The organism is Acinetobacter sp. CIP 102529 (genome assembly GCF_000368325.1).
GTDB lineage: Bacteria > Pseudomonadota > Gammaproteobacteria > Pseudomonadales > Moraxellaceae > Acinetobacter > Acinetobacter parvus.
This window is the reverse complement of record NZ_KB849355.1, coordinates 686,592-706,991: the sequence shown is the minus strand read 5'-3', so window position 1 is coordinate 706,991 and position 20,400 is coordinate 686,592. Positions and strand designations below refer to the sequence as shown.

General features: G+C 42.1%; 20 protein-coding genes and 1 pseudogene. 7 read left to right on the top strand and 14 right to left on the bottom strand.

Going from position 1 to position 20,400, the window contains the following annotated elements:
* Positions 1–6: 6 nt before the first annotated feature.
* The 6 genes from F972_RS08630 to ppsA form a co-directional block, all read right to left on the bottom strand.
* A complete protein-coding gene (locus tag F972_RS08630) occupies positions 7–336 on the bottom strand; it encodes a cytochrome o ubiquinol oxidase subunit IV (RefSeq protein WP_004676987.1) in 330 nt (109 codons plus the stop codon).
* Positions 336–992 (bottom strand): cytochrome o ubiquinol oxidase subunit III, encoded by a 657-nt coding sequence (cyoC, locus tag F972_RS08625; protein WP_004682484.1) that lies wholly within the window; start codon positions 990–992, stop codon positions 336–338. The genes F972_RS08630 and cyoC overlap by 1 nt, the downstream gene beginning before the upstream one ends.
* Positions 993–996: 4 nt before the next feature.
* Positions 997–2,988: a cytochrome o ubiquinol oxidase subunit I gene (gene cyoB / locus F972_RS08620; protein ID WP_004682482.1), complete on the bottom strand. Its 1,992-nt coding sequence runs from the start codon at positions 2,986–2,988 to the stop codon at positions 997–999.
* Between the two features lie 3 nt (positions 2,989–2,991).
* Entirely contained in the window at positions 2,992–4,047 is a 1,056-nt protein-coding gene (gene cyoA, locus F972_RS08615; protein WP_004757762.1) for a ubiquinol oxidase subunit II, read from the bottom strand.
* Between the two features lie 311 nt (positions 4,048–4,358).
* Positions 4,359–5,132 carry an RDD family protein gene (locus tag F972_RS08610; protein WP_004757763.1) on the bottom strand — a complete coding sequence of 258 codons (774 nt, stop codon included), beginning with the start codon at positions 5,130–5,132 and terminating at the stop codon, positions 4,359–4,361.
* Positions 5,133–5,200: 68 nt separating this feature from the next.
* Positions 5,201–7,579: a phosphoenolpyruvate synthase gene (ppsA, locus tag F972_RS08605; RefSeq protein ID WP_004769552.1), complete on the bottom strand. Its 2,379-nt coding sequence runs from the start codon at positions 7,577–7,579 to the stop codon at positions 5,201–5,203.
* A 157-nt stretch (positions 7,580–7,736) separates the two neighbouring features.
* Between ppsA and F972_RS08600 the strand changes: the two genes are divergently transcribed.
* Entirely contained in the window at positions 7,737–8,573 is an 837-nt protein-coding gene (locus F972_RS08600; RefSeq protein ID WP_004676999.1) for a posphoenolpyruvate synthetase regulatory kinase/phosphorylase PpsR, read from the top strand.
* 88 nt (positions 8,574–8,661) lie between these two features.
* Here the strand turns inward: F972_RS08600 and F972_RS08595 are convergent, their stop codons facing one another.
* Together F972_RS08595 and F972_RS08590 are read right to left on the bottom strand one after the other, a co-directional pair.
* Positions 8,662–9,663 carry an LLM class flavin-dependent oxidoreductase gene (locus F972_RS08595; protein WP_004682473.1) on the bottom strand — a complete coding sequence of 334 codons (1,002 nt, stop codon included), beginning with the start codon at positions 9,661–9,663 and terminating at the stop codon, positions 8,662–8,664.
* A 153-nt stretch (positions 9,664–9,816) separates the two neighbouring features.
* A pseudogene (locus tag F972_RS08590) lies at positions 9,817–10,313 on the bottom strand (glycine zipper 2TM domain-containing protein).
* 245 nt (positions 10,314–10,558) lie between these two features.
* On the opposite strand from F972_RS08590, the gene F972_RS08585 reads away from it, so the two are divergent.
* Positions 10,559–11,272, top strand: a complete 714-nt coding sequence (locus tag F972_RS08585; protein ID WP_004682469.1) for a pseudouridine synthase — start codon at positions 10,559–10,561, stop codon at positions 11,270–11,272.
* A 74-nt stretch (positions 11,273–11,346) separates the two neighbouring features.
* Here the strand turns inward: F972_RS08585 and F972_RS08580 are convergent, their stop codons facing one another.
* The 4 genes from F972_RS08580 to F972_RS08565 form a co-directional block, all read right to left on the bottom strand.
* Complete coding sequence (locus tag F972_RS08580) at positions 11,347–11,790, bottom strand: GNAT family N-acetyltransferase (RefSeq protein WP_004682468.1); 444 nt, start codon at positions 11,788–11,790, stop codon at positions 11,347–11,349.
* A gap of 98 nt (positions 11,791–11,888) precedes the next feature.
* Positions 11,889–12,197 carry a type II toxin-antitoxin system RelB/DinJ family antitoxin gene (locus tag F972_RS08575; RefSeq protein ID WP_004682467.1) on the bottom strand — a complete coding sequence of 103 codons (309 nt, stop codon included), beginning with the start codon at positions 12,195–12,197 and terminating at the stop codon, positions 11,889–11,891.
* Positions 12,198–12,306: 109 nt separating this feature from the next.
* Positions 12,307–13,215: a pseudouridine synthase gene (locus F972_RS08570; RefSeq protein ID WP_004682466.1), complete on the bottom strand. Its 909-nt coding sequence runs from the start codon at positions 13,213–13,215 to the stop codon at positions 12,307–12,309.
* Between the two features lies 1 nt (position 13,216).
* Positions 13,217–13,843: a hypothetical protein gene (locus tag F972_RS08565; protein ID WP_004682464.1), complete on the bottom strand. Its 627-nt coding sequence runs from the start codon at positions 13,841–13,843 to the stop codon at positions 13,217–13,219.
* A 106-nt stretch (positions 13,844–13,949) separates the two neighbouring features.
* On the opposite strand from F972_RS08565, the gene tsaE reads away from it, so the two are divergent.
* The 5 genes from tsaE (at position 13,950) to F972_RS08540 (ending at position 18,829) form a co-directional block, all read left to right on the top strand.
* On the top strand, positions 13,950–14,426 hold the full coding sequence (gene tsaE, locus F972_RS08560; RefSeq protein ID WP_004682463.1) for a tRNA (adenosine(37)-N6)-threonylcarbamoyltransferase complex ATPase subunit type 1 TsaE: 477 nt from the start codon (positions 13,950–13,952) through the stop codon (positions 14,424–14,426).
* Positions 14,416–16,359 carry a DNA mismatch repair endonuclease MutL gene (gene mutL / locus F972_RS08555; RefSeq protein WP_004769545.1) on the top strand — a complete coding sequence of 648 codons (1,944 nt, stop codon included), beginning with the start codon at positions 14,416–14,418 and terminating at the stop codon, positions 16,357–16,359. The genes tsaE and mutL overlap by 11 nt, the downstream gene beginning before the upstream one ends.
* 6 nt (positions 16,360–16,365) lie before the next feature.
* The gene (gene miaA / locus F972_RS08550) at positions 16,366–17,307 is read left to right on the top strand and encodes a tRNA (adenosine(37)-N6)-dimethylallyltransferase MiaA (RefSeq protein ID WP_004677019.1); all 942 of its coding nucleotides are present in this window, start codon (positions 16,366–16,368) and stop codon (positions 17,305–17,307) included.
* 93 nt (positions 17,308–17,400) lie between these two features.
* Positions 17,401–17,889 carry an RNA chaperone Hfq gene (gene hfq / locus F972_RS08545; protein WP_004769543.1) on the top strand — a complete coding sequence of 163 codons (489 nt, stop codon included), beginning with the start codon at positions 17,401–17,403 and terminating at the stop codon, positions 17,887–17,889.
* Positions 17,890–17,968: 79 nt separating this feature from the next.
* On the top strand, positions 17,969–18,829 hold the full coding sequence (locus tag F972_RS08540; RefSeq protein WP_004682458.1) for a DMT family transporter: 861 nt from the start codon (positions 17,969–17,971) through the stop codon (positions 18,827–18,829).
* Between the two features lie 87 nt (positions 18,830–18,916).
* Here F972_RS08540 and nfsB read toward each other — a convergent pair whose 3' ends face one another.
* Both nfsB and F972_RS08530 read right to left on the bottom strand, forming a co-directional pair.
* The gene (gene nfsB, locus F972_RS08535) at positions 18,917–19,570 is read right to left on the bottom strand and encodes an oxygen-insensitive NAD(P)H nitroreductase (protein WP_004682454.1); all 654 of its coding nucleotides are present in this window, start codon (positions 19,568–19,570) and stop codon (positions 18,917–18,919) included.
* A gap of 106 nt (positions 19,571–19,676) precedes the next feature.
* Positions 19,677–20,393: a UDP-2,3-diacylglucosamine diphosphatase gene (locus F972_RS08530; RefSeq protein WP_004682453.1), complete on the bottom strand. Its 717-nt coding sequence runs from the start codon at positions 20,391–20,393 to the stop codon at positions 19,677–19,679.
* Positions 20,394–20,400: the final 7 nt, after the last annotated feature.

Genomic DNA, 20,400 nt, shown 5'->3' with positions numbered 1-20,400 from the left:
ACCAGTTTAGATCATCATGTTGTAGTGTAGGTAGTTCATTACCCACACAGAACCGACTAAAAGTACCGCAATACAAAGAATCGTATAGATAAATGCAATCAGGTTCCAGCGTTGTTCAGATGAGGTATTCATGTGTAGGAAATACACAAGCTGTACAATAACCTGAGCAACAGCAGTGATTGCAATCACAGTCACTAAAACGCCACGACCGAAACCACCTGCCATCACCATCCCGAATGGGATGATGGTAAGGATGACAGATAGGATAAAACCAACCGTGTATTGCTTAAAGTTACCGTGTGATGCACCAGCAGCATTATGGTCATGACTACTCATTAGAGAACTCCCAGTAAGTAAACGACGCTGAATACACAGATCCAAACGATGTCAAGGAAGTGCCAGAACAAGCTTAAGCAAGCAAGACGACGTGTATTCGGAAGTGTCAAACCATTCTTCTTGATTTGATACATAAGCACGAGCATCCAAACTAAACCAGAGGTTACGTGGATACCGTGTGTACCAACCAAAGTAAAGAATGCAGATAAGAATGCACTTGTAGTTGGTCCAGCTCCATGAATAGTTTCACCCAATGAGTTTACATATTCATAATGGAAAGCTAAATGATTGAATTCATAGATTTCCATCCCAATGAACGATGCACCAAATAAGAAAGTAACAAACAACCAAGCAATCACTTGATTAACGTTCTTTTTATATGATGCAAGCACTGCAAAACCAAAAGTCACAGAAGAGATCAAAAGGGCAAAAGTTTCGGTTAAAACAAAACCTAAAGAATCACCAAAAAGATCTTTCGCACTTGGAGTACCAGGCGGAATATGACTGCTTAATACAGCGAACGCAATGAAGAGTGATCCGAAAAGAATCAAGTCACTCATCAAATATGTCCAGAAACCAAAGACCGTTAAGTCTGTGTCATCGTGTTCGTGATGACCGCCATGACCGTGGTTGTCGTGATGAAGTACTTCAGCCATTTCCTTAGTCCTTCTTCAAGTGTTTTTCAAGTAACGCATAGCGTTCGTTTTCAATACGCTCTACTTCAGCAGCAGGAACATAATAATCAACATTCTTGGTGAATGAGCTTACGATCAAGCTAACAACTGCAGCAACGAATGAAACAACGACTAGCCACCAAATATGCCAGATCAATGCAAAACCAAGAACAGTAATGAACATTGCAATGATGAAACCAGCTGCACGATTAGTCGGCATATGGATATCTTCATATTTAGTATCGCGTGCGTATGCTACACCATTTTCTTTGTCAGTCCAGAAACGGTCAACACCGTCAGCTGCTGGAAGATGCGCAAAGTTATAGAATGGAGCAGGGGAAGACGTTGCCCATTCAAATGTACGGCTATCCCAAGGATCACCTGTATAGTCCATGTTGTCTTTGCGTTGTAGGAAGCCAACGATGATTTGCATAAGGAAACATGCAATACCGATAGCAATCAATACTGCACCGAACAATGCAATTGCCAAATATGGGTCCCATTCAGGGTTGTCATATGTATTCAAACGACGTGTCATACCCATGAAGCCAAGGATATAAAGTGGCATGAATGCAAAGTAGAAACCAATAAACCAGAACCAGAACGCAGCTTTACCCCAAGCTTCATTGAGCTTCCAGCCAAACATCTTCGGCCAGTAGAAGATGATGCCAGCAAACATACCGAACACCACACCACCGATAATCACGTTATGGAAGTGAGCAATCAGGAACAGTGAGTTGTGTACAAGGAAGTCTGCAGGTGGAACAGCCATAAGTACACCAGTTAAACCACCAATACCGAATGTTACTAGGAAGCCAAGCGTCCATAACATTGGAGTAGTAAAGGTGATGCGACCTTTATACATGGTGAATAACCAAGAGAAGATTTTCACACCTGTAGGAATCGCAATAATCATGGTCATGATACCGAAGAACGCATTCACGTTCGCGCCAGCACCCATGGTGAAGAAGTGGTGAAGCCATACAACAAATGCAAGTACAGTAATCGCAATAGTTGCATACACCATAGACTTGTAACCGAACAACGCTTTACGAGAGAACGTCGCCACGATTTCAGAGTATAGACCAAATGCTGGTAATACCAGGATGTATACTTCAGGGTGACCCCATGTCCAGATCAGGTTCACGTAAAGCATTGGGCTACCGCCAAGCTCATTGGTGAAGAAATGGAAGCCGAAGTAACGATCTAGCGTCAACATTGCAATTGTACCTGTTAATACAGGGAATGATGCAATGATCAGTACTGCCGTACAAAGTGAAGTCCAGGTAAAGATTGGCATGTCCATTAATTTCATGCCAGGTGCACGCATTTTAATAATGGTAACGAAGAAGTTAACACCTGTTAATAGCGTACCTAAACCTGAAACTTGCAGTGCCCAAATGTAGTAGTCAACACCTACACCAGGAGAATATTGAATGCCAGATAGAGGAGGGTAAGCCATCCAGCCAGTCGCAGCAAATTCACCCAATACAAGTGAAACCATCATCAAACCAGCAGCGCCTGCGAATAACCAGAAACTTAAAGAGTTTAATAATGGGAATGCTACGTCACGAGCACCGATTTGCAATGGAACAGCAATGTTCATCATACCTACAACGAGACCCATCGCTACGAAGAAGATCATGATTACACCGTGTGCTGTAAAGATCTGATCGTAATGGTCTGGATGTAAGTAACCTTCGCCACCGCCTTTCGCGAGGAAAAGTTGTAAACGCATCATAATTGCATCGGCGAAACCACGCAGAAGCATGACTACTGATACGATGATATACATGATACCAATTTTCTTATGGTCTACAGATGTGAACCATTCGTTCCATAAGTATCCCCATTTTTTAAAATAGGTAATACCGCCTAGAACTGCAATGCCACCAAGAGCCATCATGACCATGGTAACGAGTACAATCGGCTCTGTTGGAATAGAATCCCAGCCTAATTTGCCAAAAATCATATCCATGTCTTATTCCCCTTGAGCAGCATGTTCAGCTGCAGCATGAGTTTCTGCTGTTGCATGTCCAGCAGCAGAGTGGTCAGCACCGTGATAATTACTCATATAGTGGTTGATAATTGTTTCAAACAATTTTGGCTCAACTGAAGAGTAATAAGTCACAGGGTGTGGCTTGTTCGGGAACGGTTTCATAGCTTCAGCTTTAGCAAGTGCTTCTTCATCACCAGCAGCCTTAGCACGGTTTACAAGAATTTCGATCTGATGTTTAGAACGATCGCCATCTTTAAGCGTTGCTAACTCAGCTTGGTCAAGTGTACCTTTTTGAATTGCTTCAGCATTGATACTTGTACCATTACCCGCTTTAATAGCTTCTACCCATTGTGCAAACTCTGGTTCAGTTACGCTATGCGCCTTGAAGCGCATTTGTGAGAAACCATAACCTGAATAGTTTGCTGAGAAACCACGGAATACACCAGGTTCATCTGCCAATAAGTGAAGGTGAGTCTGCATACCCGCCATAGCATAGATTTGGCCGCCTAACTGTGGAATGAAGAATGAGTTCATTGTGAAGTTAGAGGTGATCTTGAAGCTAATAGGTGTTTTTTCTGGGAAGCGTACTTCGTTTACCGTTGCAATGTTTTGCTCAGGATAAATAAAAATCCATTTAAACTGTTCAGCGACGGCTTGAATAGTTAAAGGCGCTTTATCTGACTCTAACGGACGGTAAGGGTCGTACTTGTGGGAACCCCACCAAGTTAACCAAGCTAAAATACCAATAATAATGACAGGTACACCCCAAACAACGATTTCAATTGTCGTAGAGTGTGCCCAGGTAGGTTTATAGTCTGCATCTTTATTCGATGCGCGATATTTCCAACTAAACCATAATGCCATCACGATTGATGGAATCACCACCAACAGCATTAAATAGATCGCAGTCATCATCAGGCTACTTTGACCTTGACCTACTGGACCTTTATTGTTTAGAAGTACCATATCACCGCCACACCCTGTCAAGAGCGCAGCCATCGTTGATAAAGACAATACAGCTAAAATCGTTTGTCTCATTTTACAACCTCGGTGAAGAGTCCCATTCCCTAAATAAATTATGGGATAGCGATTAAAGTGTCGCACGATTGATAAGAAATAATTGTGAATTGCTTAGTAATCATGCGACACCGCTACGTTGTAGGGCATTATGCCTCATATTGAAAAACTAAGCTACTGATAAAGTGGTCTGAAATACTTGTTTTAAAACCCGATTTATTTAGCAGGGATTGGATTAAAGCCTGATCTTTTTTTTATATATCAACACGCTATATTGAAAGGCTGTATAAAATGTATTTTATATACAGCTTTGTGCAAATAATTGATGAGGCTTATTTCTGAACCACTTTGGTCTTTGCCAATTTATCATGTAATGCCTGACGATTTTTCCCTAATGCAAACAGCGATTCAATCACGGAAATCAACGGCAAAATGATCATGTTTAAAATAACAAAAACCATACTTCTGAGCCAGAATGCCCTTACTGAGCTGACAGGAGCAGAGGTTTCAGCATCCACAATCTTGATTTTTAGCAATTTTTTGCCAATGCTTTGACCTGATTTTCCAATCAGGAAAGCCTGTACCATAAGCATGGCAATGATATAGACACACATGGCCATCCAGGCTTGGGGGGGGATAATCGCAAGAATTTCAGTCTGGACTTTCTGGGCTAGGGCAATGTCTGATGAGCGGTCTGCCATTAGTCGAAACAGTTGTTCATTCAACTGGGTAAACTTTTGTGCCTGTTCGGGTGTAAAAAAAGCGGTGAGTAGGAATGTTGCGGGAAACCATAAAAATACATCAATCAGTTTTGCAAAAAAACGTGAATGGATTGAGGCTAACTGAGATGTCTTTTGTTCGACTTTGATATTAAATGCTGAGTTGGGATGAGTCTCAGTTTTAATCTGGGCACTAAAGGGAGCGTAACCGACAGGTTCGTATACCAGTTTCCCTTGTGTAAGTTCACCAAGCGTTTTCCATTCTGCCATACCCTCATGCCAGGCCAAATCTGTGAGTAGAACTTGTTGACTGGCAAGCATTTGGTTCACTTGTTCTAAACTATAAGGTCCAGCTTGTTGGTTGTTACGAGCCAAGTAAATTTGCATAATTTTAAAATCTCAATGACTAAAGATAAAAAAGACCCTGCGAAAGAGGGTCTTTTTCTAAAAAAAGACTAGGCTTTCTTGATTTGTTCTTCAGCAAGGAAGAACCAGGTATCAAGCACTGAATCAGGATTCAGTGACACAGATTCAATACCCTGTTCCATGAGCCATTTCGCCAAGTCAGGGTGGTCAGATGGGCCTTGACCACAAATACCCACATATTTGCCAGCTTTGCGGCAGGCATGAATTGCCATGGAAAGAAGGGCTTTAACCGCTGGATCACGCTCATCAAACAAGTGAGATACGATACCAGAGTCACGGTCCAGACCCAGTGTAAGTTGTGTTAAGTCATTTGAACCGATAGAGAAGCCATCAAAGTGCTCAAGGAATTGCTCAGCCAATAATGCATTGGTTGGCAATTCACACATCATGATGATTTTCAAGCCGTTCTCACCACGTTTCAAGCCATTTTGAGCAAGTAGCTCAATCACACGTTTCGCTTCATTTACAGTCCGAACGAACGGGATCATGATTTGAATGTTGGTGAGACCCATTTCATCACGTGCTTTTTTCAAGGCACGGCATTCAAGCTCGAAACAGTCGCGGAAATTGTCAGAAACGTAACGGCTGGCACCACGGAAGCCCAACATTGGGTTTTCTTCTTCCGGTTCGTATAACTTACCACCAATCAGGTTTGCGTATTCATTTGACTTAAAGTCAGACATACGCACAATCACTGGTTTTTCAGCAAATGCGGCTGCCAGCGTTGAAATGCCTTCCACCAGTTTTTCAACATAGAATTCGATTGGGGAAGAATAACCCGCAGTACGTGTCATTACAGCGGCACGCGTTTCACGTGGCAGGCTCTCAATATTCAACAATGCTTTTGGATGCACACCAATCATACGGTTGATGATGAACTCAAGACGTGCAAGGCCAATCCCTTCATTTGGAATCTGGGCAAAGTCAAACGCACGGTCAGGGTTACCCACGTTCATCATGATCTTGAACGGAAGCTTCGGCATCGAGTTGATCGAGTTACGTTGAACCTCAAAGTCCAGTGCACCCTCATAGATGAAGCCCGTATCACCTTCGGCACAGGAAACTGTCACTTCCTGACCATCCGTTAACAGTTCAGTGGCATTGCCGCAGCCCACAATTGCAGGAACACCCAGTTCACGTGCAATGATTGCCGCGTGACAGGTACGTCCACCACGATTGGTGATAATCGCAGCGGCACGTTTCATTACTGGTTCCCAGTCTGGGTCAGTCATGTCGGATACAAGAACATCACCGTCTTGTACTTTATCCATTTCTTTAATTGAGGTGACGACACGAACTTTGCCCGAACCGATACGTTGACCAATTGAACGACCTTCACAGATGACTGTGCCACGTTGTTTTAATAGGTAACGTTCCATTGTGCCGACATTTTGACGGCTTTTCACAGTTTCAGGGCGTGCCTGAACGATATAGATTTGACCATCATCACCATCTTTTGCCCACTCGATATCCATCGGTGAACCGTAGTGTTGTTCAATGATTAATGCTTGTTTTGCAAGTTCATGAAGCTCATGGTCGTTTAACGCGAATTGTTGGCGCTCAGGTTTTTCAACATCAACTACAACAACAGATTTACCCGCAGCACCTTCTTCACCATAAATCATTTTCTGGTGCTTGGAACCCAGGTTGCGGCGTAGGACAGCGTGTTTACCACCTTTTAAAAGTGGTTTTGACAGATAGAATTCGTCAGGGTTGACGGCACCTTGCACCACCATTTCACCCAAGCCATAGGATGCGGTAATAAACACCACATCACGGAAACCCGATTCTGTATCAAGGGTAAACATCACACCCGCAGCACCCGTTTCAGAGCGAACCATTCGTTGTACACCCGCAGATAGGGCAACAACACTGTGTTCAAAACCTTGGTGTACACGGTAAGCGATGGCACGGTCATTATAAAGCGAAGCAAAAACTTCTTTAATCGCGATAAGAACGTTATCAATTCCGCGAATATTTAAGAAAGTTTCTTGTTGTCCTGCAAAAGAAGCATCTGGTAAATCTTCTGCAGTTGCAGAAGAACGTACAGCAACAGCGATGTCTGGATTACCGTTTGAAAGTGCTGCAAATGCTTCACGAATTTCTTGTTCTAATGCGGCAGTCAGTGGAGTATCAACAATCCATTTACGGATTTTTGCACCTGTTTCAGCAAGTGCAAGCACATCATCAACATTCAGTTGAGTTAGTTCAGCCTGAATTCGAGCATTTAAGCCGCTTTGATCTAGGAATTCACGATAGGCAGCTGCAGTTGTTGCAAAACCACCAGGTACCGAAACACCAGCATTGGATAAATGACTGATCATTTCACCCAGAGATGAGTTTTTCCCACCTACGAGTTCGACATCGTGTTTCCCTAATTTTTCCAGACCGATTACGCGCGCTTCCAAAGTATTTACTCCACTTTTTTTGCAGTATGAATGACTATCATTGGTATGAAATTATACGAAAGTGCCTAGATATAGTGTTTACTAAGCGACAGTCATGTTAGATGAGTTTACTATAAAGATTATAGTGCACTAAGACAAATGTTTAAGGAGAATTTTGATGCCCGAAAGTAAACAAATTAAACGGAGCGTATTTTTTATATCAGATGGTACGGCAATTACCGCAGAAACCCTTGGACATTCACTACTTGCGCAATTTCCAAACGTGGATTTTGACATTCATATCATGCCTTATATTGCCACTGAAGAGGCTGCTATGGTCGCGGTTGCAGAGATCAATGCATGCCAGTCCCGTGATGGTTCCCTACCACTGGTTTTTGACACTTTAGTTGATCCATTGGTACGCGATATTATCAATACTGCCAAAGCCGTTAATCTGGATGTGTTTGAGGGTTTGATCAGTAAACTTTCAGAAGAGTTGGGAACGTTGCCAACCACATTGGTTGGGCAGACCCATGCGGTGACTGACTCTGAATATTATAAGGCACGTATTGATGCGGTTCATTTCGCGCTGGACAATGACGATGGTGCCCGAACACGTCACTACGATAAAGCCGATATTATCCTGATTGGTGTGTCACGTTCGGGTAAAACGCCAACCTCGATCTATCTGTCATTACAGTTTGGTATCCGCGTAGCAAACTATCCACTTACTGAAGAAGACCTGGATGACAACCGTTTACCAAAAGTTCTAAAAGAACATAAAAACAAGCTGTTTGGTCTGATGATTGATGCGGAGCGTCTGGTTGCGATTCGTAATGAACGTAAGGCCAATAGTCGCTATGCAAGTTTTAGCCAGTGTCAGATGGAACTGCGGGCGATTGAGGGGATTTATATTTCAGAAGGCATTAAGTATTTAAATGTCACTGAAATGTCGATTGAGGAAATCTCAACCCGTATTTTACAAATGACAGGTTTAAAACGCCGTATTGGCTAAATATGATATTCAAATGAGAAGCGTGGGGATGGGGGTGGTGAAATAAGCATTGCGGAACAGGGCAATGCTTATTTGAAAATAGGATTGTCTACTGGTTTTTCAGCTCCATGAGTAAGCTAAAGTTTTCCAGACGTTTATGTGTGTCGTAAATATCACAGGTGAAGATAAACTCATCCACATCATATTGTGCGGCAATTTTTTCCAACCCCGCTTTGACAGTTTCCTGCGAGCCAATTTGAGCCATTGCATGGAAATTCTGAATAGCGAGTTGCTCGGCGCTGCTTGCCAGACCTTGTGTTGATTCAATTGGCGGTTTGAGTTTTAGGCTATGTCCCCGAATCAGGTTTAAAATCCGCTGATAAGAACTGGTGGCTAAATATTGTGCATCTTCATCTGTAGCAGCAACAACGGTGGGTATGCCCATTGAAACATAAGGTTGATCCAAATATTCAGATGGCTGGAAATTATCCCGATAAATCTGGATGGCCTGTCCCAACATTCTTGGCGCAAAATGTGAGGCAAAGGAGTAGGGAAGTCCCAACTTTGCGGCAAGCTGCGCACTAAACAGGCTTGAACCTAACAACCAGATGGGTACATGGGTGCCCTGGCCTGGGGTGGCAATGATTTTTTGGTTGGGTTGCGGGTCTTTAAAATATTGCAGAATTTCCAGTACATCCTGCGGGAACTGATCTTCAGTTTCCTGACGGCCACGGCGTAAGGCCCGCATGGTCAGTGGATCAGTTCCAGGGGCACGGCCTAAGCCAAGCTCAAAACGGTTTGGGTAAAGTGTCGCCAGTGTACCAAATTGCTCAGCCACTACCAAAGGTGCATGGTTTGGAAGCATGACACCACCTGAACCTAGGCGAATCTTTTGGGTGTGGGCGGCAATAAATCCTAATAGAACGGCAGTTGCCGAACTGGCGATGCCATCCATGTTGTGATGCTCAGCTAACCAAAAACGTTCATATCCCAGCTTTTCAGCATGTTGAGCCAATTCAAGTGCGTGGCGTAGAGAAAACTCAATATTTTTATCCTCTCTAACAGGTGCCAACTCTAGAATGGAGAACTTTATATCTTTTAATATTTTCATCGCTGATTCTCGGAACTATATATCGAAATAATACGATATAAGTTTGGTTTTGTATATCGTTTTTATTCGATTTAATGTTTCTATATTTGTACATGAAAATGTATAAATAAAAAAAGGCACTCGAAAGTGCCAAAGGGGTAAGGATAAAATCTATTAACGATGTTTGTACCAGCCATGGTGCTTGCCATTGTCATGACGATAGTTATAGCGTGAGTTGTAGTAGCGGCGGTCATTGTACGAACGGCGGTTGTCATAACGACGGTCATAGCGTTCCTCTTCGGCACGATCCTGACCCACTTTTTGACCCAATGCGGCACCACCAGCCGCACCCAGTGCCGCACCGATGTAACCCCCATTGGTTCCACCCATGTTACGGCCTACGGTATAACCACCAGCACCACCTAGACCACCACCAATTGCGGCTTCAGTACGGCCACGCTTATTGCTGGATGCTGCGGCCCCACCTGCGCCACCAAGCGCAGAACCAATCATGGCACCTGTTTGTCCGCCAAGCGTTGACCAATCGCGGTACCGACCACACTACCAAGGGCAGAGGTTGCTGCAACACGTGTTGCGTTGTCTGCATGTGCAACAGACACTATTGACGTGGTTGCCAGGATAACGCTACATAACCAGATATTCGATTTCATGGGGAAACTCCTTGTCCTTTGTTTTGGGACAGCATTTTTTTACTTGAGACCAATTTAGCAGGACATTTGAGTGAAAATGTGGAGCAGCTCGTCCTGTGTACGATGTTTTAATGAGGGTTTTGTATCTGTTATATTGCAGATGGAGGAAATATGAACAAATTATAAAAATAAAGAATGAATGTCCAGCGAACAGCGGCGAACAGTTTAATCGAGTACAATAAAGTGATTTCGCTTAGGGTGCTTTTATGCTGCTGGAAAAAATTTTGCAATCTCAAGGCTTTGGTTCACGTAAATATTGCCAGCAGTTGATTAAGAATGGCTCTGTCCTTATTGAAAATCAGGTTTATGACAATCCCAAACAAAACTTGAATACGGATGATCTTAATTTCACTGTTTTTGGTGAACCATACCAATATAGGGAAAATGTCTATATTGCCTTGAATAAGCCACAGGATTATGAATGTTCGCATCAGGCGACACATCACCAAAGCGTATTTAGTTTACTACCTGAAATCCTGATTCATCGCGGCGTGCAATGTGTGGGGCGCTTAGATCAGGATACGACAGGATTATTATTATTAACGGATGATGGTCAGTATCTACAGTCACTGACGCATCCCAGAAAGCATGTACCCAAGATTTATCATGTCACCACAGCCGATCCAGTGACTCCTAAACAAATTCAGGCTCTGGAGCAGGGTGTCGAACTTCGTAATGAAAAAGGGATTTTCGCTGCAACAGATGTACAGTTGATTTCTGCGAACCAGCTTTGCATGACCGTTCATCAGGGGGTATATCATCAAGTTAAGCGTATGCTTGCAGCTGTAGGCAACAAGGTTGACGCGTTGCATCGCCATCAAATTGGGCAGCTTGAACTACCTGATTTAGCGGAGGGTGAATGGATATATTTAACGGCTTGGCAAAAACAGTTAAGTCAAAATATTGTGCTGGATTACTAGACTGCTTGCAAAACCCCCTATAATTCCCCCTTGTCAAGGGGGAAAACAAAGGGGTTTCGCAAGCAGTCTACTGATTATTTTAAAAAACAGTGGAAAATCTTGAACTCATCGTCCCGAATAAAGCCCATCTGTTCATAAAGACGGTGGGACTGGTAATTGTTCTTTTGTGTCTCGAGGCTGATACGCTGGGCATTTTCATGGCGTGCGAAGAGAATGGCTGTATCAATCAATTGTTTCGCTGAACCTTGTTTGCGATAAGTGGGAGTCACATAAACATCATCCAGAATATAGTAGGTTTCACAGGCCACAGAGGAAAAAGCGAGATAAAGCATAACAAAGCCTGTAAACACATCATCCTTAACATGGATAAAAATGACACTGTCTTTATTGTCGAAACGATGTTTGAGAAATTGATAGGATTGTTCAATATTTGATGATGCGCCATAGAACTGACGGTATTCGTCAAACAAGACAGCAAGTTGATGAAGATCTTCTTTGTTGGCTCGCTTAACAATCATCCTGACCTACCCTTAACCTTATTGTTTTAGTTGGAATTACAGGATAGCGAAAAAAAATCAGCTTAAAAAATAAAAACTTGTGTATAAATGCAACATTGTTAAGTTTTGTCACTTTCACCTAAAAGTGCGTTGAGTTCTTTAAACAGGTCTTCGTGGTCATCTTCAAGGTGATTGGAAGCTGAATCTTCGGTTGTTTGGTTTGCTTTGGATTTACGCAGTTTAAGCAACTGTTCCATATTGATATTCTGGTTTTCAATCGCAAAGGGAATGGATTTGGTCAGTACCACCTGTTTAAAGAAAAGTCGCACAGCCTGAGCAGGGGAGATACCGAGCTGCTTAAAAACGGCAAATGCCTGTTTCTTTTCCTGAGAATCAAGACGAACCTGATAAACTTCTGTTTTTCGCATGAAAGATATGACCAAATATTTTTAGTTATCGCCATGTATTTTAAACGATCACAGGCTAATTTCAATATTTTTGAAGTGAAAATAGTAATTTTTTGTCATTACGTTGTGTTTACAGTGTGAGTTCAAAATTGGAAATAAAATGCATTTTCTGTTGGGAAATGGGATCAACAAACTGAATCTGCTTGGCCAGTAATTGCAATGGGCAGCTAAAGTCATCATCTGCCTTATGCTGGACAGTTGGGTAAAAAGGGTCGTGGAGGATTGGGATACCCAGGTAATTGAGGTGTACACGGAGTTGGTGTTGTTTGCCCGTTTTGGGTTTAAGCAGATATTTGGCTTTGTGCTGTGTATGTTCCAACAGTTCTATGTGTGTTTCTGTATTGCTTGGTTTTTCTGGATTAATTTGCATGGTGTAAAAAGGATTACCCTTTTCTAGATGCAGTTGAACAGTCTGTGGAAATTTGAGTTTGGGATGATAGGCAGCAATCGCATGATAGACTTTCTGAACTTTGCGTTCGGCAAAAAGTTGTTGGTAGATTCCCCGCGATTCAGTTTTTTTGCTGAATAAAACCACGCCTGCCGTTTCCCGATCCAGTCGATGAATCGGGGTTAGGTCTTGATTAGTTGTTTGTCTTTTCAGGCGAACCAGTAAGGTTTCCTGAACGTATTGTCCAGTTGGTGTCATGCTCAGGAAGTGAGGTTTATCCACCACCAGTAAATTTTCATTTTCAAATAAAATTTCATGTTGAAAAGGCACATGAATTTCATGGGCCAGAAAACGATAATAAAAAATATGGCTATTGGGCGTATAGATACTGTCTATTTTTAATTTTTCACCGTTCGCAGCATAGATTAATTCATCGCTAAAACGTTGTTGCCATTCGCTTGATTGAATATGTGGAAAGTGTTGGCAAAGATAAGCAAAAATGGTAGGTGCAGAAATGTCATCGGGTAAAAAGACTTTACTGGCACTGACACCGTTGATCAGTGGTGGAGTAAAATTTTCAATGATATTCATATTATTTGAATGAGGCTGAATGGTGAAAACGAGGTATAAATCCCTCATCAAATGCTTTGACAAAAGATTCTGGCGTGAGTACGTTCACAATCAGGTCATTTGGTAATTCAACTTCCTGTTGATAGCCATCAAAAGACCAAACCAAATAATGATTGTCTGTAAAAACCACGATTGCTTTTGAGTCATGCTCAAAGAAAGTGCCAATTGGTAAATCAGAAATTTTAGCTTGAAATGTTTTCTTGTCTTTATCCGCTGTTAGGCGGTCTTGATGAATTTTTTTATCCATCTCTTTTACAGGTAGTGAAATACCAATGTTGTTTGCATAAATCCATGCATTTTTAAACTGTTTATAGCGTTGGTTCTGACATTCTCCACAAGGACGGTGACCTGCCGCCAAGGCAGTTGCTTCATCTAGAAAGAACAGTTCAGAATAAGACTGTCCAAAAACCTCTCTTTTGACATTACCGAATGTGGTTAAGCAGTTGATCCAGGATTGAGTGGAAAATTGCTTAATGATTTGCTTGTCTGCATTATGCAGCTTACCACCACGATTCCCCATTAAAGTCGCACTTTTTGAGGGATGCGTATTCAATTTCCCCCAAGGATCAACCCGATTTTGTAGAGTCATGTCTTCTCTTCAATGTTGTAAAAAAGAACCAACGTATTGCTATGGATTAGGCTTTACCTCAGGGCAATGTTATCATAGCGGTTATCCCAATTTTATTCTATTTGCCATGTCATATTCAGTGAAATTTACTTTAAATCATGAACAAGACACTCAAAAATTTGCGCAAGTGCTCTCACAACAAGTGCATTCAGGCGTTATATATTTGATTGGTGATTTAGGGGCTGGAAAAACGACATTTACGCGTTACTTTATCCAGAATCTTGGGCATCAAGGTTCAGTAAAAAGTCCAACTTATACCTTGGTTGAACCCTATACCATTCAAGGCAAAGAAATTTTCCATTTCGATTTATATCGTTTAGATGATCCCTATGAATTAGAGTTGATGGGAATCCGTGACTATTTAGAAACACCTGATGCTTTATTCCTATTTGAATGGCCATCGAAAGGTGGAAATGAAATTCCTCAAGCCGATGTAATCATTGATATTCAAAAATCAGATGATGAGTTAACTCGATTTGTGACATTGACCACAACATCTGAGCCTTTAGCTCAAATTTTGCAGGAACAATTGAATGGTGCATGATTCAACTCGTCGTATTCATACACTTGATGCAGCCTTAGCCAATCAGATTGCAGCGGGCGAGGTCATTGAACGTCCGTCTTCAGTGGTTAAAGAGTTATTGGAAAACGCGATTGATGCTGGAGCAACCGAACTGATTATTCGGGTGGCACAAGGTGGTTCAACACTGATTGAAATCATTGATAATGGTCATGGTATTCATGCTGAAGACTTACCATTAGCCGTGATGCGTCATGCGACGAGTAAAATTCAAACTGCTGAAGATCTACATGCGATTGTCAGTTTAGGATTTCGTGGGGAAGCGTTGGCTTCGATTGCAGCAGTGTCTCGTTTAACTTTAACCAGTAGTCAAGATGAGCAGGGTATCGGCTATCAAGTTGAAGTCAATGGAACGGCTTTTGATCATCAGCAAATACAGGCCGTTGCAGCACAAAAAGGTACACATATCCGTGTGCAGGACTTATTTTTTAATGTGCCTGCTCGCCGTAAATTTTTAAAAAAACCAAGCACAGAATTTGGTCATATTGAAGAAATAGTTCGCCGTTTGGCTTTGACTCATTTTGAAATTCGTTTTGTACTCGAACATAATGATAATATTCGTTTGAATTTACCCATCGCAGATAGTGGTGAATTACGTTATCAACGAGTGCAACAATTATTGGGTCAAGCATTTATCCAAAATGCATATTGGATGGATGCTGAAAGTATCAATATGCGGTTATCAGGCTGGTTGGGGCATCCGTCTGATGCACGGGCACAGGCTGATTTGCAGTATGTCTATGTGAATGGTCGTATTGTGAAAGATAAAACCATTTCGCATGCTTTGCGTATGGCCTATGAGGGGATTTTGCATGGACACCAATATTCCTCTTATTTGCTGTTTTTAGAGGTTGATCCTGAAAATATTGATGTCAATGTACATCCGACCAAGCATGAAATTCGTTTTCTGAACCAGCGTGAAGTACATGAATTTGTACGGCATTATGCCAAAGCAACCTTGTCTCAATTTCAAACCGCAACTGCTGATTTAGCACAAGCGATGAAAATGGATGATGCCGCGACAGAGAATTTTAATTATCAGCCACAACCAAAATATCAGGAACAATTTAATTTACATCGTGCTGAAGTTGAACCTGAACCACAGCTCAATCAGCAAGTAGAAATATCAACAGATTTGCTGACTGAGTTTAATCAAAGCCGTCCGCAAGCAGTTCAATATAATGCATCGCAACCACAACAGCCGCGTTACAGTGGTTCCGTACAACTCAACAATGCCTTAAAAAGTTATCTGGCTCCCTTGCGTGAAGAGGTTGATTCTGATCAGGACCAGACAGTAGCAAAGGTAGATGAATTTCCACTAGGTATTGCGATTGCACAACTTCATGGCATTTATATTTTGGCGCAAAATACTGAAGGTCTAATCATTGTTGATATGCATGCGGCACATGAACGTATCTTGTTGCAGCAGATGAAGTCGGCATGGGATAAACCTGAATTTTGGACTTCGCAACAACTGCTGATTCCTAAAGTTGTTTCCATTACTCGTATGCAAGCCACACGTATTGAGGACTTGCAACCTCAATTGCAACGGCTGGGGCTGGAAATTGACCAATATGGTGATGAACAAGTGATCGTGCGTGGTGTGCCAGCCATTTTGCATAAGGCAGATTTTGGCAATTTAATTCCAGAACTGTTAAATGACCTTGACCCGAATGATGAGGCGAGAGGGTTATTGCAAAAACGTGATGAACTGTTGGCTGGAATGGCCTGTCATGGGGCTGTAAGAGCACACCGACAACTCAGTCTGTCTGAAATGAATGCATTGTTGCGCCAAATGGAGCAAACCGAGTTTGCCAGCCAGTGTAACCACGGTCGCCCCACCTGGCGGGCATTTCCACTACATCAACTAGATAAATTATTTGCTCGAGGAGAGTAGGGTTTCATGTCAAATCAATTGCCCGTGATTAATTTAATGGGGCCTACCGCAAGTGGTAAAACCGCTTTGGCATGTGAACTGTATGAGCGTGGAAATTTTGAACTGATTTCTGTGGATTCAGCTTTAGTTTATAAAGACATGGACATTGGAACGGCGAAACCGACTAAAGAAGAGCAGCAACAATATCCACATCATTTGATTGATATTATTACACCATTGGAAGTGTACTCGGCGGCCCAGTTTGTTGAAGATGTTTGCCCCTTGATTGACGATATGCACGCACGGGGCAAGACACCAATTCTGGTCGGCGGAACCATGCTGTATTTCAAGTCGCTGCTTGAGGGACTTGCCGATAACCTGCCCAATGCGGATCAGGCGATTCGTGATACCATTATTGCCAAGGCTGAACAGGAAAGCTGGCAGGCGGTTTATGATGAACTGGTTGCTGTTGATCCCATCGCAGGTCAAAAGTTTAAGGTTTCAGATCGGCAACGTATTATTCGGGCATTGGAAGTGTACCGAATTACGGGTGAACCAATAACAAAACTACAGGCAGAACAACCTAAAAATCAACCATATCGTTACAATTTTTATAACTACGCCCTTATGCCAGATCGGTTAGAATTACATCAACGCATTGAGCAAAGATTGAGCAAGATGTGGAATATTGGTTTTTTAAATGAAGTAGAGGAATTAATTAAAAAATACGATTTAAATGATAATTTACCCGCTATGCGGTCTGTAGGTTATCGTCAAGCTTTAGATTTTTTATTGAAAAGTGACTTGAGTCTCAAAAATAGGGTTGAAATGGAGACTAGAGCACTATTTGCGACACGACAACTTGCCAAACGTCAATACACTTGGTTACGTTCTTTGCAAGAATTACACGATTTTAAAACTTATGTGACGATAAAGCAGGCGAAAGAAGACTTGCGAAACTTCTTTTGATAACGCAAAATTCGCAGGCTGTCTTTTTATAATTTTTAGTTAAAAAATAAAGATAGTTTTTTTGCGCTGATTTAAAATTTTTTGGAGTTAAAAATGTCTAAAGGTCAAACTTTACAAGATCCGTTCTTAAATTCTCTCCGTAAAGAACGTATTCCAGTTTCTATTTTCCTTGTTAACGGTATTAAACTACAGGGGCATATTGAATCTTTTGACCAATATGTGGTTTTACTTAAAAATACAGTAAGCCAAATGGTTTATAAGCATGCGATTTCGACTGTCGTTCCTGCACGCAATCCACGTCCAGCTGGTGCTCAGGGCACTGGTGGCTTCCCTGCACAGGGTGCTGCTGGCGGCTTTGGTGGTGGTCAGGCTACAGGTGGCGGCTTCGGTGGTCAGGGCGGCTTCGGTGGTCAAGGCGGCTTCGGTGGTCATGGCGGCTTCGGTGGTCAGGGCGGCTTCGTTGGTCAGGGTGGCTTCGGTGGTCAGGGTGGCTTCGGTCATCAGGGCGGCTTCGGTGGTCAGGGCGGTTTCGACGGCGAAACTAAATTTGAAGATGGTCAAGAAGACGAAAATAATCGTTAATTGATTGATGATCTTTAAAAAATGCCAGTCTGTTTTCAGACTGGCATTTTTTTATGTCTAAAAAGCTAGAATAGATCTCATGGAAATTATTGTTGCGGCTGCCTGTTGCAGCGTTATCGTGTCAATTTTGCTGAAATATCTGAAAGAAAAAGGTTTTGATGTTTGGCAAATGATTGCGTGGAACTATTTAAGTGCCAGTGTGTTATGCGCCTATTGGTTTAAAACGGATATCACCCATGTTTCATGGCAACATACGCCGTGGTGGCTGATTTTAATTTTGGCGGTGTTGTTACCTAGCATCTTTCTATGTTTAGCCAAGTCATTGCAGTTTGCGGGTATTGTGAAAACGGAGATTGCCCAGCGTTTGGCAGTGATTCTTTCTTTATTGGCTGCCTATTTTATATTTGGTGAGCAGTTTAGCCTGTTAAAGCTGATTGGCGTTGCTTTAGGTGTGGTGGCAATTTTTTTCATTATTCTTGGGCAGGCGGCGGAGAAAGCCACACAAGGCCTAAATCTAAAATCTGCCCTATTTCTGTTTTGTGTCTGGGCAGGTTATGCTGCGGTTGATATCTTACTTAAATATAGCAGTAGCCTGGGTCTACAGTTTGCAGTCACATTAAATCTCATCTTCATTGTGGCGTTTGTTTTATCAATTGCGTATCTCGCCATCACCCAGCCGAATTGGCAGCCCAAGAATATTTTTGCAGGTCTAGTCCTTGGTGCAATCAATTTTGCCAATATTGCCCTGTATGTGAAAGCACATATGATGTTGAAAGACACACCAGCGATTGTGTTTGCAGGCATGAACATTCTTGTGGTGATTTTTGGGGTAATTAGTGGGGTGGTGCTGTTTCGGGAACGGCTTAAAGCCTATACATGGATTGGTCTAGTATGTGGAGTACTGGCTGTATTGTGTTTGGCAAAAGCGATGATGTTGTAGCGGTTAATGTTCTCATTCCAGCAGAACACAGTTTAATTTGGGCAGATGGTTATCTGCCCTTACAAACAACCACAATCATTATGATGATTATAAACGGGTAAAAATCACATCATTCGCAAGGCGTGATTTGGGTAGCTTCGCATTAAAATCATTTTCGCTACGATAGCCCAAAGCCACAATTACGGAGGCTTTCAAGCCTTTTTCAGCCAAACCAAATTCCTGATTAATAATATTTCTGTCAAAGCCTTCCATTGGTGTGGCATCAATGTGTTCAAGGGCTGCGGCGAATAACAGTTGTCCAAGGGCGATATAAGTCTGGTTTTCCATCCATGCTGAAAGGTTCTTCAATTCATTTCGGTAAAACTCAACATAACCCGAACGGGTATCTTTTTGTCCCTGTTTTGCTGCCTCATCCTTAAAGCGGCCACTGACATCATCTTGTTCAAGTAACTGCTCAAGATATTCATTGGAAATATCGGTACGTGTACAGAAAACAAGGGTATGTGAACAATTGAGCACTTTTGCGGCATTATAAGCATAGCCACCTGTTAAACCTGCTGCAATACGTTGTTTTGCCTCATCTGTTTCTGCGATCAGAAAATGCCAGGGTTGAATATTTACCGAAGAGGGGCTGAAACGTAAAATTTCTAATAATTTTTCAAACTGTTCTTTTGGAATCTTTTTACTCGCATCGTATGCCTTGGTGGTGTAACGTGTTTTTGCGGTGTGTAGGGAATCCATTTATGATTAACCAAAATAAAAAAATCAGTTTATTTTACTGGATCTAGCAGGTATGAAAAGTGTCTAAATGTGATTTAAATATAGATAAAGTCGAATGGAGCAAAGGTCAATAGAGCCACTTTTTAAAATCCAGGCTACTATTTTCTTGTTCGTTAATTTCTAGAATCCATGCAGAGTCTGCTCGCCAGTCACCCAAAACAATACGCTGTTTATTGCCCAACAAATGAATTTCTGGACGATGGGTATGACCGTGAATTAAAAAATCCACCTGTTCTATCACTGAATCTACAGCCTGGGCATTCACATCCATGATGTCATAGTTTTTGAGCTGTTTGGTTTCACTGCTCTTTTTACGGAAACCATTGGCAAGTTTCTGTCTAAAGCTTAATGGGGTCCGTTTCAATAAACTCAGCAGAACTGGATTGCGGATTACGCTTCTAAAGCGTTGATAGGCAATGTCATTAGTACATAGGGCATCGCCATGCTCCAGACGGAATTTTTGATGGTTAATTTCCAGCGTATAGACATCAGGGAGTAGGATTCCATTAAATTGGTTGAGGAAATTTTTTCCTAAAACAAAATCACGATTACCGACCTGAAAATAAACCTGATTGCCTGCCTGATTGAACTCTTTTAAAGCCTGAACGATTTCATCTAGCCAAGGGGCGGTGTAGTCGTCCCCAATCCATGCGTTAAACCAGTCACCTAAAATATAGAGCTGGGTGTTTTTATCTTGATATTGTTTTAGTAAGTCTAAAAACCCTCGAACCAGTCGAGGGTGATCAGGTGACAAATGCAAATCTGATATAAACAGATGGGTCACAAAGAAT

Excerpts from the sequence above, each read along its gene's own strand:
- F972_RS08630 (WP_004676987.1), bottom strand. The coding sequence starts at position 336 with ATGAGTAGTCATGACCATAATGCTGCTGGTGCATCACACGGTAACTTT.
- cyoC (WP_004682484.1), bottom strand. The coding sequence starts at position 992 with ATGGCTGAAGTACTTCATCACGACAACCACGGTCATGGCGGTCATCAC.
- cyoB (WP_004682482.1), bottom strand. The coding sequence starts at position 2,988 with ATGGATATGATTTTTGGCAAATTAGGCTGGGATTCTATTCCAACAGAG.
- cyoA (WP_004757762.1), bottom strand. The coding sequence starts at position 4,047 with ATGAGACAAACGATTTTAGCTGTATTGTCTTTATCAACGATGGCTGCG.
- F972_RS08610 (WP_004757763.1), bottom strand. The coding sequence starts at position 5,132 with ATGCAAATTTACTTGGCTCGTAACAACCAACAAGCTGGACCTTATAGT.
- F972_RS08600 (WP_004676999.1), top strand. The coding sequence starts at position 7,737 with ATGCCCGAAAGTAAACAAATTAAACGGAGCGTATTTTTTATATCAGAT.
- F972_RS08595 (WP_004682473.1), bottom strand. The coding sequence starts at position 9,663 with ATGAAAATATTAAAAGATATAAAGTTCTCCATTCTAGAGTTGGCACCT.
- F972_RS08585 (WP_004682469.1), top strand. The coding sequence starts at position 10,559 with ATGCTGCTGGAAAAAATTTTGCAATCTCAAGGCTTTGGTTCACGTAAA.
- F972_RS08580 (WP_004682468.1), bottom strand. The coding sequence starts at position 11,790 with ATGATTGTTAAGCGAGCCAACAAAGAAGATCTTCATCAACTTGCTGTC.
- F972_RS08575 (WP_004682467.1), bottom strand. The coding sequence starts at position 12,197 with ATGCGAAAAACAGAAGTTTATCAGGTTCGTCTTGATTCTCAGGAAAAG.
- F972_RS08570 (WP_004682466.1), bottom strand. The coding sequence starts at position 13,215 with ATGAATATCATTGAAAATTTTACTCCACCACTGATCAACGGTGTCAGT.
- F972_RS08565 (WP_004682464.1), bottom strand. The coding sequence starts at position 13,843 with ATGACTCTACAAAATCGGGTTGATCCTTGGGGGAAATTGAATACGCAT.
- tsaE (WP_004682463.1), top strand. The coding sequence starts at position 13,950 with ATGTCATATTCAGTGAAATTTACTTTAAATCATGAACAAGACACTCAA.
- mutL (WP_004769545.1), top strand. The coding sequence starts at position 14,416 with ATGGTGCATGATTCAACTCGTCGTATTCATACACTTGATGCAGCCTTA.
- miaA (WP_004677019.1), top strand. The coding sequence starts at position 16,366 with ATGTCAAATCAATTGCCCGTGATTAATTTAATGGGGCCTACCGCAAGT.
- hfq (WP_004769543.1), top strand. The coding sequence starts at position 17,401 with ATGTCTAAAGGTCAAACTTTACAAGATCCGTTCTTAAATTCTCTCCGT.
- F972_RS08540 (WP_004682458.1), top strand. The coding sequence starts at position 17,969 with ATGGAAATTATTGTTGCGGCTGCCTGTTGCAGCGTTATCGTGTCAATT.
- nfsB (WP_004682454.1), bottom strand. The coding sequence starts at position 19,570 with ATGGATTCCCTACACACCGCAAAAACACGTTACACCACCAAGGCATAC.